The sequence below is a fragment of the Streptomyces sp. NPDC001156 genome (assembly GCF_053598275.1).
Window position 1 is genome coordinate 1 of the sequence record NZ_JBSFJX010000242.1, and the last position, 10,847, is coordinate 10,847.

The following is a 10,847-nucleotide window of genomic DNA, read 5'->3' on the forward strand; positions in this document are numbered from 1 at the left end:
AGCGAGTGGAAGGCGAACGACACCGGCGTGAAGCACGTGCTGATCCTCGTCTGGGAGGACGAGGAAGGCGAAGACCTCGCGGACGCGGTCTACGCGGTGGAGGTCCGGCCGGACCTGGATGCTGAGTGACGTGAGTGAGCGAGATCGCCGGCTGGCGGAGGGGAGGCCCGGCGGCGCGGCAGGATGCTGCCGTGCAGTGGATACCGACCGTTGACACCAAGCTCAACATCTGGACGACCGCCGCGGTCATCGGCGCCAGCATCGCCCTCTACAACACCCTCCGGGGGTGGTGGCGCAACACGCTAGGCAAGCGGGCGTTTTTCGTCAGGAACTACCGGAAGCTGGCTCCGCACGTCCGACACGAGTACGTCAATGAGCGCCTTTCCGCAAGGGAGGGAGCCGGGCGGTGCGCGACACTGGCGGTCATGCCTCCGGTGCTTCCCCGTGGGTATCGTCCTGGGTGGGGCGGATCCGCGCCAGGGCCTCGGCGATTTCGACGGTTTCCTCGTCGTCGGGACCGTAGACCACGCACATGTCGTCGTGGAGCGGTTCGAGCATTCGCCGGACCTCGACGAGTCGTCCCTTGGACAGTTCCAGGAATCCGATGGCACGCCGCAGTTCAATCGCCTCATCGCAGGCATCGCTGTCCACGGCCCGAACCTGTCGGAGGACGGCCTCGAACTCCTGTAGGGCGACCGTGACCTGGTCCAGTTCGGCGCGGCAGTGCGCGGCCTGGGCGCGGCAGGAGCGCGCCTTTTCGCTGGTGGTCCGGCGGTGCGGGAGAAGACGCCGGCGAGGGCGTAGAACTCGGGCAGGGCTCGGCGGTAGTCGCCGCCGAGGAAGCGGACCGCGGCCCGTTCCATGCGCAGGTCGAGCACCTCGTCGTGATCGGAGCCGAGTGCGTGGTTGGCCCTAGCTGACGGGCCACACGCTTGGGCTGCCCGCTCGTACGTAGTCGGCGTATTCGTCCATGCCGAGACCGCGGTTCATCCATCTGCTCCGGACTGCCCCGGTCAACGACTCGGCCAGCTCGAGCGCCCCCAGCGGCTCGGATGCGATCCCGAGGTCGCAGAAGGGCATATCCTCGTCGTCCTCATCCGGGTAGAGGAACGGTGGAAGCTCGTAGAGATCCCGCTGTCCCTGGTAGCCGTCGGCCCGATCCACGCCGCCGTACAGCGTGATCACGTAGCCCTGCTCCCGCGGCCAGATCTCCACCCAAGCGACGCCCCGCTCGCCGTTGTGCTCCTTCGGTCCGAGAAACTGCTCGATCTCTGCTCCCCGACGCAGTGCCCCGACGGCGAACGCTTCAACCAGATAACGCATGCCACCACCGTAAACGGGCGGTCTGACAGCAAAGAAGCCGACGATGCCGACATCCCTGTCGTACGTCGACCTCGACCGCATGATCAGCGGCAAGCCCTCCGAGATGTACGACGCCATCGCAACGATCCTCGGCTTGCGGCATCTCAGTGCAGCGGACAGCCGGCTTCGCGCGGAGGAGAAGGCACTCGATGACGCGGCGAAGGCGGCGAAGGCGGAAGTTCCGGAACTCGTGGACGCCCTGTACGCGCTGGAGGACGACGAGCGCGCGGTGCGTGCCCTCCTGGCCATCGACACCCCGGGCAGCCCGGACTTCGACACGGTCGATGCCCTGGTGGCGGGACTGCCCACCGACACCGACGAGGGTCTTCTCGCCGAGCTGCGGGTTGCGGTCGCCGTGCAGGGCCCCGACATGGAGCAGGTTGCCGCCGCGGTGGCCGGGCTGCGCAAGGCCCTCGCCGATGCCGAAAGCGTCCGCGGCACGAGCGCCGAGGACGCTCACCAGCGCGCCGACCTCCTCGCCAGGGCTCTGGCCCACAGCGACCAGCACCCCGACGAGAGGTCCTGCCCGGTCTGCGGAACGGACCGCGTCCTGGACAGGGAGTGGGCCGCGCGTGCCGCCGCGCAGATCGCCGTACTGCGGCAGGAAGCCAAGGCCGCCGACGACGCGCACAGCGCACTGCAGTCGGCGATACGTGCCATACAGGACCTCGTGCACAGGCCCCAGCGGATCCCGGCCGCGTTGACCGATCCGTGGGACGCCTGGGCCGCCTGCCGCACGGTCAGCGATCCGGGCGAGCTCGTCACGCGCGCCCACGAGGCGGCCGGGACGCTGGCTGACGCTTGCGCCGCGGTTAGGGAGAACGCCGCAAGGGAGCTGGAGAAGCGGGATGAACGCTGGCTCCGGCTCGTCACCCGCCTGGCCGGCTGGGCGGAGCGGGCCCGTGCCGCGAAGGAGAGCGACCCCCGGCTGAGAGACATCCGGCGGGCCCGTGCCTGGATCAAGACACTGAGCGCCGAGCTGCGGGAGCAGCGCATGGAGGGCTTCGCCGAACAGTCGCAGCGCATCTGGGAGAAGCTTCGCCAGGAGAGCAACATCGACCTCAACGGCGTGAGCCTGCGCGGCAGCGAGAAGGCCAACGTACGCAAGCTCGTCATGGACGTCTCCGTCGACGGCCAGGACGCCTCGGCGCTGGGCGTCATGAGCCAGGGCGAGCTGCACTCCCTCGCGCTGTCTCTGTTCCTGCCCCGCGCTGTTACGGCCGACAGCCCGTTCGGGTTCATAGTCGTCGACGACCCGGTGCAGTCCATGGACCCCGCCAAGGTCAACGGGCTCGCTCAGGTCCTGTACGAGCTCGGCAAGCACCGGCAGGTCGTCGTGTTCACCCACGACACGCGGCTCCAGCGGGCGTTCACGAGCCAGGAGTTGCCGGTGACGGTGTTCCAGGTCGAGCGGAGCAAGGCCTCGAGGGTGAAGGTCGAGCGGGTGACCGACCCGGTCGCGCAGGCGATCGCCGACGCGATGGCTATCGTCTGCACCCCGGATCTGCCGCTGGCTGCCCGGACGCATGTGCTGCCCAGCCTGTGCCGTATCGCGTTGGAGAACGCCTTTCTGGAGGCCGCGTGGATCAGGCATCACCTTTCCGGCGGACCTGAGCAGGAACTGCACGCCGCTGTCGATGACGCCGAGAAGTTCACGAAGGTCGCGGCGCTCGCCCTGTGCGGCGACATCACACGGATCCGCGACGTCGACAAGGAAGTGAAATCCCGCTACGGAGCGCAGGCGGCGTACCTCATCAAGCAGTGTCAGAGAGGAGCCCACGCCGCAGGAGCGCAGATCACCGACCCGCGCCGTTTCGTCCAGGACGTCGAGGCTCTGGCCCAGAAGGTGCGCAAGCCGGAGGTGAGCGCCCGATGAGTGTCTCCGCTGCATCCTTCCCCTCCGTGTCCGCCACACCTGCTTCCCCCGCCTCCGTCGAAGAGCTCCTGCTGACGGCCGACCGGCTGCTCGCCGGCGGCCTCGGCGGTGCCACGGCTGCCGGCCGTCACCGCGGGGCCTCACTGGCCCTGAGGACTGCCCTGGAGATCTGCGTGGACCGGGTGCTCGACGCCGCGGTACCGGGACTTGGCCGCGCCACCATGCGGGCCAAGATGCTCTGCTTGCGTTGCTATCTCCCTGGGGAGACTGCCCGGCGGACGCGCGCCGTCTGGTCGCACCTGTGCCTGGGGTGCCACTACCACCAGTACGAGATCGGCCCCACCTACGAGCAGGTCCGCGCCTGGCGTACGGAGGTCGGCGAGCTCGTCCGGACGCTGGAGGTGCCGTGACTGTGTTGTCACCTTCGGTCCACCGTTCACCGGTCAGATCTCTCAGAGGGCGTCAGTACCCGTGTCACGTTGCGACAACTGACCTTCCGCTGGGCGTGAAGTTGTTGAGGACTCGGCGGACACAAATAAGGAGGAGATGTGAAGATCCATTCGAGCGCCCCGATGCGCGTTCGGACGATGGAGCGGCGGCGGCTTGCGTCCAACAAGACACTTCGGCGCCCCGTGTGCATCGAATCAGCAGATGCCTAAGTGCGCCTGGATGGAGCCAATGTGACGTTATGTCGCTTCTTGACTGGCCTTCGTCGATCTCGAATCGGCAAAGAAGTCTTCCATGCGGTCGACTCTTGTTGAACCCTGAAGGTCCACAAATAAGGGGGAAGTGTGAAGATCGTTGTGCGCGTCTGGCGCACGTCCGGGCAGGGGGCCTGGGCGGGTCGTTGACCCAGCGGTGGCTCAAGAGGAACGCCGACTGCAACCCAGGGGGGTTCAGCGCGCTTCTTCCGAGCCGCAATCCAATGCAGTACCCGACGCCGCAGCTGCCTGCTTCAGGACCAGGCCGCCGCACTTCAGGGGCGCCGTTTTCCGGTCCGCGCATGCCCGCGAGCCGGATCAAGGGGAGGAAAACCACCATGCACATCTGCGTGCTCGGGCAGGGCTACGTCGGCCTGCCTCTGGCCCTGCAGGCCGCCGAGGCTGGCCACACCGTGACTGGCTACGAACCCGACCAAAGCCGGTGCGAGAGACTGGCCGCCGGCTCGTCCTACATCGAGGACATCAACTCGACCCGCCTGCAACACGTGCTCAGATCGGGGGCTTACACCCCGAGCTCGGATCCGAAGGAACTCAAGGGTTTCGACGTCGCGGTCATCACCGTGCCGACACCACTGACCGACCGTACCCCCGACCTCAGCTGTGTGCGCGAGGCTGGCCGAACCCTGGCCACGTGGCTGGAGCCTGGCGCCACCGTGGTGCTGGAGTCGACCACGCACCCTGGTACCACCCGCGACGTGCTCCTCCCCCTGCTGGAGGAGGGCTCGGGCCTCATAGCTGGCCGGGACTTCCACGTCGGCTTCAGCCCCGAGCGCATCGACCCGGGCAACGCGGTCTGGCGCCTGGAAAACACGCCCAAGATCGTCGCTGGACTCACGGAAGCCTGCCTGCGTCGCGTGAAGGCCTTCTACGACTCCGTCACCGACGTCACCGTGCCGGCCTCCGGTCTGGAAGAAGCCGAACTGGCCAAGGTATTCGAGAACACCTACCGGCACGTCAACATAGCCCTGGTCAACGAACTCTCCCGGATGGCACACACCCTCGGTGTGGACGTGTGGCACACCCTGGAGTTGGCCGCGACCAAGCCGTTCGGGTTCACCAAGTTCCTGCCCGGCCCGGGCGTCGGCGGACATTGCTTGCCCATCGACCCGGTGTACCTCAGCCATCACGTCAAAACCCGGCACGGGCAGACCTTCAGGTTCATTGAGCTGGCCCAGGACATCAACGAAAGCCAGCCCGACTACGTGGTGCGCCGCCTGCAGGACGCCCTCAGCAGCCGCTTCTCCCGCAGCCTGCACGGGGCCCACATCCTCGCCCTAGGCGCCGCCTACAAGCCCGGCACTTCTGACGCCCGCCAGTCGCCGGCCATCCAGGTCATCGACCGGCTGCGAGGCATGGGAGCGGACGTCACGGTCGTCGATCCGTATCTGTCCGATAGCGGCTGCAGGGAGATTCCCTTTGCCGCCGCTGAAGACAACACGAGCGTTGCCGACTTCGATGCCGTGGTCCTACTCACGTCGCACGGCGACTTCGACCTCACGCGGATCGCCGACGAGGCGGTCTACGTGCTGGACACCAGAGGCGTCATGCCGCTGGGAGACAACATCGAGCGTCTCTGACGCTCAGAGGGGAGGGAAACAATGGGATACGGCGGAGGAAGTCTGGCCGCAACGGGCATAGGGGTGTCCGTCTTCGGCTACTACATCGGACAGTGGCAGCTCGTACTGCTGGCCATAGCCATGGTGATGGCGGGCGCTCTTGTGGTGCGCGCCACCAAGCCGCTCAGACGGGACCACCGTTGAGTGCCCGGAAGGAACGGGGACGGTTCCCGTACCTCGTGGTGTCCCTCGCCATGGTCTCGGCCATGGCGGGGCTCGCCGACTACCACTGGTTGCAGGCTCATCGGGATCTGAACGTCCTCGTTTTGATCAACCTGTTCGGGTTCGGCTGGATCGTCTTCAACCTCATGGCCAGCTTCGCCCATCGGGACATCCGTCCCACGCCCCGTGTGAAGAGCCAGCTCGACCGGCTCAGGGTCTCGGTGGTCGTGCCTGTCTACAACGAGGACCCGGCGACCTTTGAAGCCATGCTGGAGTCGCTCCTGAGGCAGACGCGGATGGTGCAGTACTTCCACGTCGTGGACGACGGCTCGAAGACCGATGCGTGCGAGCGGGTCTTCCACCAGTGGCTCAGCGTTGCGCCGCCGGACCTGGAGGCGCACTACACCCGCATCCCCAACTCCAAGAAGCGGCATGCCCAGGGGGTGGCCTTCAAGCACGACACGAAGGCCGACATCTGGGTGACGCTGGACTCGGACACCGTGCTGGACCCGAGGGCCATCGAGAACGGCGTCAACGCGTTCTCCAAGCCCAAGGTGATGGCCGTGGCCGGGATGCTGGTGGCACTGAACGACAAGAGCAACCTGCTCACGCGCTTGCTCGACCTCGGCTTCACCATGTCGTTCCTGAACGGCAGGGCCTCGTGGTCGATTTTGCGCTCGGTGGTCGTCTCGTGCGGCGGTCTGGCCTTCTACAGGGGCACAGTCGTCCGCAAGTACCTGGACCTCTACCTGAAGCAGAAGATCTGGGGGCGCAAGGTCGCCTCGGGCGATGACCGCATGCTCACCACGTACGCGCTCCAGGAGGGCCACACGGTGCTCCAGGAGTCGGCTTTGGGCTACACCCTGATGCCGGAGAACATGAGCCACCTCACGCGTCAGCGCATCCGCTGGTGGAGGTCGTTCTTCTGGGGAGGCGGCTGGCTGATCCAGAACATCTCGATCTTCAAGCCTGCGTGGTGGATGGTGGCGTGGCAGTTCACGAGCTTCGTGCTCTTCACCTTCGCCCTCCCGGTCGTTCTGGTCGTGGGGCCGGTGAGGACGGGCCACGTCCCGTGGGAGTTCTTCCCCTACATGGGCATCCTGAGCTACCTGCGCTCGATCCGGTTCATGGCGTTCAAGCGCGATGATCGGTCGTGGGGGCACCGATTCGGTACGTGGCTCATGTCGCCGCTGTGCAGCGTGCTCCACTTGTACCTGTGCTCGGTGCTCCAGTACGTAGGCCTGTTCACGTTCCTCAAGACCGGTTGGTCCACGCGACAGACGGTGGAGGTCGGCATGGCCGACGAGCCGAGGGACGCGGTGCCCGCGTGACATATTCCAGGGGCGCCCCGACGCTCAATCGGGGTGCCCCTGGTGTCCTGTCGCCATACGTGCCCGCAGCCGCTGCACCGGTAGCGGCGTACCGTCACCAGCATCGTGGTGGGACGCCACCCGAGTGGCTCGTGGGCCAGCCCTTGGACCACGTTGTCACGTGCAACCTCTTGACAGCCGCAGATGGCATCAGTCGTCGGGAGCCACGACGAGACAGGCCAGGAAGGCACGGTCGGGCTCGAGTCGCTGACCGGTGACGACGAGGCCGAGCTCGTCCAGACGGCTCAACGTGGTCAGGTCAGGGCAGGCGAAGTCCGCCGTCGGGCTAGCGTCAGGCACGTCGAGGTCTTCTGGATGAGGCGTGTATGAACCCCCCGTCTTCAGGAGACCTCGACTCCTACCGGCCCAACGACGCGCTGACCTTCATCACGCCCCCAGCTATGGAGAACTGATGCCGGCCCGGACGCCAGCTTCACGTTGGCGTAAGGCAGTGCACCCTGGTCCTGTCTGGGCCAGCACCTCGATCTTCCATCATCGGAAGACCTCGGCACCTGCCCGGCGATCGCCGCGCACACCCCAACTACCCTCAACTGCGAGAAGCCACTTCGGGAGCGGGCGATGGACAACGAGATTCAGCTGATCAGCGACGGTGATGGACTTGCGGTCATCGGGAACCCGACGGATGTCGAACGCTTCCTCGTCTCGGAGGGATTGTCGTCGAAGGACCTCGGACTGCAACAGCTCAAGTCCGTCGCCGGTACCGGGGCTGTAGTCGCGCAGGCAGGTTCGGAGATCGCCGCTAACTCCAGTCGCTGGGTAAAGCTGACTCCGAAGTCGGTACAGCTTGTCAAGAAGTACGGGCTGAGGGAAAGCTCGAAGACGGGTCTCAGTACAGGCGTGGTGAGGGGACAAGAGGGCCAAATCAGGGGATTCGTCGAATTCGTGAGGGGTCCCCGATCGCTTCTGACCAACCCGGCGATTCTTGCTGGTGCTGCGGGGATCATGGCGCAGGTTGCGATGCAACAGACCATGGCCGAGATCACCGACTATCTCGCCACGATCGACGCGAAGCTCGACGACGTGTTGCGTGCCCAGAAGGACACTGCGTTGGCCCGCATGATCGGAGTGGGCTTCGTCATCGAGGAAACCATGACCATCCGGGAGAAGAGGGGCAGGGTCGACGAGATTATGTGGTCGAAGGTGCAGACCGCGCCGACGACGATCGCAGAGACCCAGGCTTACGCATTGTGTCAACTCGATGCGCTTGCGGAGAAGATGGAGCGCAAGACCGACATCGGTGATCTCGCCGCGACCGCCAAGGAAGCTGAGTCCATGGTGCGGGAGTGGCTCGCTGTTCTGGCTCGCTGCTTCCAACTGCAGGACGCCATTGCCGTGCTCGAACTCGACCGGGTGCTTGACGCGTCTCCGGAGGAGCTGGACGGGCATCGCCTCGGACTGAAAGCTGCCCGGCAGGACCGGCTGGAACACATCTCGCGGAGCACCGAGCGTCTGGTGGCCCGGATGCATGCGGCTGCTGGCACGGCCAACGCGAACGTGCTGCTGAACCCGACCGCGTCCCCGGCTGTGGTCCAGTCGAGCAATCATGTCGTGACCGGCGTCTATGACTTCCACGGGCGGCTGGGGATTGAGTCGGGTCGCCAGTTGTCGGAGGCGAGACGATGGGTGGACGCGGCCGCGGAGGCGAGGGACATGGCGCTCGAGACAGGAGCGAAGGGCGTCGATGCCGCCATAAGTTTTGGCAACGAGACCCTCGACCTGGCCGGCTCGGTTGCGGACAAGCTCTCGAGCGACCTCGCCGAGCGAGCGCGCCGTTGGCTCGGGGACGGAAAGTAACGCGACGAGGAGGGCTGAGTGAGCGCCGACCGTCAGCCACCTGCGCAGCCCGACTACACCCGCAACTGCGAAGAGCCCGTAAAGGATGCTCGGCCGGATCTCCGGCTGGCCGACCTAGCCGCAGCCCTGCGGGCAGGGCACCTACATCCACGGCTGCACGTGCGGTCCTGACCGGTCCCCTCCCGGGGGCATCCGAACGGCGTACTAATCTGACCGCTCCTCATTACCCACAACAGAGGACGGTTCATGTCCCGTATCACCCGTCTTGCCGGTGCCGCGCTGGTTGCCGGCCTGGCGCTGGCCGTCTCGGGCTGCTCCAGCAGCGGCACGGCGACCGGCGGTGCTGCTGCCTCCCCCGCCGCCTCCACTCCGGCCCCCGCCGCCTCGGCGCCGGCTTCTCCGTCACCTGTCGACCACACGCTGGCCAAGGCTGACCTGCAGCAGGCCCTGCTGACCAGTGCGGAGGTACCGGCCGGCTTCAAGGCGTCCAAGCCCGACAAGGGTGAGGACATGTTCGGCAAGGCCGACACCACAATGCCGGCTAGCTGCCAGCCCATCGCCGACATCGCGGCCAACGACGCGGCCATCAGGCCGTCCGCCGCGGTGGACCAGGACTATCCGCAGCCTGCGAAGGCATCAGCGATGATCTTCAGCCGTCTCGTCTCTTACCCGGCGGGCGACGCCGAGAAGGCCATGACCGCCCTCAAGGTGGCTGTGAAGTCCTGCGCCACCTACAAGAGCAAGAGCCCGGACGACGGGAGCATCACCCGGGTGCGGCTCGCCGTCCAGCCGGGTCCCGCGCTGGGCGACGACGCCGTCACCCTGGACGCGACGGGCGACGTCCAAGGCCACGCCCTCACGATACGCCTGGTCGACATCCGCATCGGCTCGTCCATGGCCGTCTTTGCGAGCTTCGACTTCAAGGCCGCCAAGGTGCCTGCGGTTCCACAGCTGCTGATGGCCAAGCAGGTCGAGAAGCTGAAGGCGGCAGCCACCGGCTGACTCGGGATCGGTCCGGTGGTGCGCGGCCGCACCGCCGGTCCGGACATCCCACCGACCCTGAGAGGCATTTAGGTCTCACTATTCGGCGAGCGGCCTGGAGAAACGGGCTGGCGACAACGTCAGTACCGCGCTCCAGCCGACTCAATACTCACCGCAAGCTGCACAGCGGGGCGCCTCTACGACTGGCCGAGCCATTGTCAATAGCTGTGGATCAGATGTCCGTTGAGGTCATGTCGTGTGGGCGGTGCCGCTTTCGGCGGCCAAAGCGGTGGCGATGTAGCGGTGTGTGTGCTGGCGCTCTGCTTCGGGGACGGGCGGCAGGAGTTCTTCTTCCCACACGGGCAGAAAGGTGCCGCGGAGCTGGAGCATTCCAGCGGGGCGGGCCAGGAGCCAGAAGTGGAGGTGGGCGCCTCCGTCGCCCACCGGTTGATGTGCACGCGGGCGACGCCGTCCAGGGCGAGCATGGCGCGTTCGACTCGCTGCAGCAGCGGCCCGAGCTCGGCGGCGCGTTCGGCGGGCAGGTCGGTCAGGTCGTAGTGGCCGCGGGGCTGGAGCAACACGGCCGCGGGCAGCCGCAGCTGGGTGCCGAGTGCGTCCAGCCGCCAGTGCTCGTCGGCCCACAACGCTTCGGTGATCGGGGTGCGGCAGGTCCGGCAATCGGCGAGATCGGCCTCGCCGTTGAGGGCTGGCTCGGGCAGGACGGGCGGCTGCAGCGGCTTGGCCTGGAAGTCGCCTTCGAAGGGGAAGGTGGTCCAGCTAACGAGGGAGCCGTCGAGCAGGGGAGGCCGCTCGCCCACCGGCAGGCGGCGCACGAAGGCACTGGACTTAGAGCCAGCCGCGGCGGACCGCCTGTGCGCCCGCCTGGAACCGGCTGGTCGCGCCGAGGCGGGCGGTCAGGTCGGTGATCCGGCGCCGCAGTGTG

Annotated in this window: 10 protein-coding genes and 1 pseudogene; 7 read left to right on the forward strand and 4 right to left on the reverse strand. The window is 66.7% G+C overall.

Annotation, left to right across the window (positions count from 1 at the left end):
• Nucleotides 1–423: 423 nt before the first annotated feature.
• On the reverse strand, nt 424–651 hold the full coding sequence (locus ACWDA7_RS45280; protein ID WP_450613053.1) for a hypothetical protein: 228 nt from the start codon (nt 649–651) through the stop codon (nt 424–426).
• Nucleotides 652–912: 261 nt separating this feature from the next.
• Entirely contained in the window at nt 913–1,323 is a 411-nt protein-coding gene (locus tag ACWDA7_RS45285; RefSeq protein WP_450613055.1) for a hypothetical protein, read from the reverse strand.
• Nucleotides 1,324–1,366: 43 nt separating this feature from the next.
• Between ACWDA7_RS45285 and ACWDA7_RS45290 the strand changes: the two genes are divergently transcribed.
• From ACWDA7_RS45290 to ACWDA7_RS45310, 5 genes are all read left to right on the forward strand, one after another.
• Nucleotides 1,367–3,238 carry a hypothetical protein gene (locus ACWDA7_RS45290; protein WP_450613057.1) on the forward strand — a complete coding sequence of 624 codons (1,872 nt, stop codon included), beginning with the start codon at nt 1,367–1,369 and terminating at the stop codon, nt 3,236–3,238.
• Nucleotides 3,235–3,648, forward strand: coding sequence for a hypothetical protein (locus ACWDA7_RS45295; protein ID WP_450613059.1), 414 nt, complete (start codon nt 3,235–3,237; stop codon nt 3,646–3,648). The genes ACWDA7_RS45290 and ACWDA7_RS45295 overlap by 4 nt, the downstream gene beginning before the upstream one ends.
• A gap of 629 nt (nt 3,649–4,277) precedes the next feature.
• The gene (locus tag ACWDA7_RS45300) at nt 4,278–5,537 is read left to right on the forward strand and encodes a nucleotide sugar dehydrogenase (RefSeq protein ID WP_450613070.1); all 1,260 of its coding nucleotides are present in this window, start codon (nt 4,278–4,280) and stop codon (nt 5,535–5,537) included.
• Between the two features lie 21 nt (nt 5,538–5,558).
• Nucleotides 5,559–5,720, forward strand: coding sequence for a hypothetical protein (locus ACWDA7_RS45305; protein ID WP_450613061.1), 162 nt, complete (start codon nt 5,559–5,561; stop codon nt 5,718–5,720).
• Complete coding sequence (locus ACWDA7_RS45310; RefSeq protein ID WP_450613063.1) at nt 5,717–7,069, forward strand: glycosyltransferase; 1,353 nt, start codon at nt 5,717–5,719, stop codon at nt 7,067–7,069. Before ACWDA7_RS45305 ends, ACWDA7_RS45310 begins: the two co-directional genes overlap by 4 nt.
• Nucleotides 7,070–7,110: 41 nt before the next feature.
• Here ACWDA7_RS45310 and ACWDA7_RS45315 read toward each other — a convergent pair.
• Nucleotides 7,111–7,408 (reverse strand): annotated as a pseudogene (locus ACWDA7_RS45315) (ISL3 family transposase); the annotation flags it as partial.
• 279 nt (nt 7,409–7,687) lie between these two features.
• Here ACWDA7_RS45315 and ACWDA7_RS45320 point away from each other — a divergent pair.
• Both ACWDA7_RS45320 and ACWDA7_RS45325 read left to right on the forward strand, forming a co-directional pair.
• Nucleotides 7,688–8,923: a hypothetical protein gene (locus ACWDA7_RS45320; RefSeq protein WP_450613064.1), complete on the forward strand. Its 1,236-nt coding sequence runs from the start codon at nt 7,688–7,690 to the stop codon at nt 8,921–8,923.
• Nucleotides 8,924–9,169: 246 nt separating this feature from the next.
• On the forward strand, nt 9,170–9,925 hold the full coding sequence (locus ACWDA7_RS45325) for a hypothetical protein (protein ID WP_450613066.1): 756 nt from the start codon (nt 9,170–9,172) through the stop codon (nt 9,923–9,925).
• 197 nt (nt 9,926–10,122) lie between these two features.
• Here ACWDA7_RS45325 and ACWDA7_RS45330 read toward each other — a convergent pair whose 3' ends face one another.
• On the reverse strand, nt 10,123–10,737 hold the full coding sequence (locus tag ACWDA7_RS45330; RefSeq protein ID WP_450613068.1) for a hypothetical protein: 615 nt from the start codon (nt 10,735–10,737) through the stop codon (nt 10,123–10,125).
• Nucleotides 10,738–10,847: the final 110 nt, after the last annotated feature.

What these genes read in the sequence shown, in the direction of transcription:
- ACWDA7_RS45285 (WP_450613055.1), bottom strand. Translation starts at nt 1,323, where the DNA reads ATGCGTTATCTGGTTGAAGCGTTCGCCGTCGGGGCACTGCGTCGGGGA.
- ACWDA7_RS45290 (WP_450613057.1), top strand. Translation starts at nt 1,367, where the DNA reads ATGCCGACATCCCTGTCGTACGTCGACCTCGACCGCATGATCAGCGGC.
- ACWDA7_RS45295 (WP_450613059.1), top strand. Translation starts at nt 3,235, where the DNA reads ATGAGTGTCTCCGCTGCATCCTTCCCCTCCGTGTCCGCCACACCTGCT.
- ACWDA7_RS45300 (WP_450613070.1), top strand. Translation starts at nt 4,278, where the DNA reads ATGCACATCTGCGTGCTCGGGCAGGGCTACGTCGGCCTGCCTCTGGCC.
- ACWDA7_RS45305 (WP_450613061.1), top strand. Translation starts at nt 5,559, where the DNA reads ATGGGATACGGCGGAGGAAGTCTGGCCGCAACGGGCATAGGGGTGTCC.
- ACWDA7_RS45320 (WP_450613064.1), top strand. Translation starts at nt 7,688, where the DNA reads ATGGACAACGAGATTCAGCTGATCAGCGACGGTGATGGACTTGCGGTC.
- ACWDA7_RS45325 (WP_450613066.1), top strand. Translation starts at nt 9,170, where the DNA reads ATGTCCCGTATCACCCGTCTTGCCGGTGCCGCGCTGGTTGCCGGCCTG.